Here is a 1,070-nt window from a genome sequence, read left to right on the forward strand (position 1 = left end):
CAGTTCGGCGGCGAACGCCGCCGGTGTTGCGTATCCGAGAGACGAGTGCGGCCGCTCCCGGTTGTAGTCCTCCACCCAAGCCGCGATCTCGACCCGGGCATGTGCGAGGCTCATGAACAGGGTCTCGTTGAGCAGCTCGTCGCGCATCCGTCCGTTGAAGCTCTCGACGTAGCCGTTCTGCATCGGCCTGCCCGGCGCGATGTAATGCCACTCCACCCCGATCTGACCGCACCACGCGAGTACGGCATTGCTGGTGAGCTCGGTGCCGTTGTCGCTGACGATCATTCCGGGTTTGCCCCGCTGGGCGATCAGATGTGTCAGCTCGCGCACAACACGGTGCCCGGAGATCGAGGTATCCGGCACCGCGGCCAAGCACTCCCGGGTCACGTCATCGACCACGTTGAGCACGCGGAACCGCCGACCCGACGCTATCTGGTCATGCACGAAGTCGAGGCTCCAGCGCTGGTTCGGCAGCGCCAGCACCGGAGCAGGCGCCCTCGTGCCGACAGCACGCCTGCGGCTGCGCCGCCGCCTGACCGCAAGCCCTTCCTCCTGATAGAGCCGCTGGGTCTTCTTCCGATTGATCATGATTCCCTCCCTGCGCAGCAGGATATGCAAACGGCGATAGCCGAACCGGCGGCGCTGGTTGGCCAACTCGCGCAGCTTCTCGCGCAAGGCGGCATCATCGTCCCGTGTGGAACGATAACGCACGCTCTTGCGATCGGCATCGATGACACGGCACGCCCGCCGTTCGCTCATCCCGTGGCATGCCTGGAGATGAGCGACAGCTTCCCGCTTGGCGGCGGGCGTCAGAACTTTTTTGCCAGAAGATCCTTCAACGCGGCCTGATCCAGCATCGCATCGGCCAGCAGCCGCTTGAGCTTGGCATTCTCGCTCTCCAACTCCCTCAGCCGCCGGGCCTCGGATACCTCCAGCCCGCCATACTTCGACTTCCAGTTGTAGATCGTTGCTTCAGATACACCGTGCCGCCGGGCCAGGTCAGCGGTCTTCGCGCCCGCTTCTGCCTCCTTCAGCACCCCGATAATCTGCTCTTCCGAAAACCTTCCACG

Annotated in this window: 1 protein-coding gene; it reads right to left on the reverse strand. The window is 64.2% G+C overall.

Annotated features, from left to right (window positions below; genetic code table 11):
• Positions 1 to 1,070, reverse strand: a protein-coding gene (locus tag J7S20_RS16285; protein WP_284055304.1) for an IS3 family transposase whose coding sequence is annotated in 2 segments (ribosomal slippage) — positions 1 to 824 and positions 824 to 1,070 — 1,071 coding nt annotated over the 2 segments. Because the reading frame shifts where the segments join, the coding sequence is not laid out codon by codon here. This gene is flagged as partial in the annotation.

The organism is Stakelama marina (assembly GCF_018122655.1).
GTDB lineage: Bacteria > Pseudomonadota > Alphaproteobacteria > Sphingomonadales > Sphingomonadaceae > Sphingomonas > Sphingomonas marina.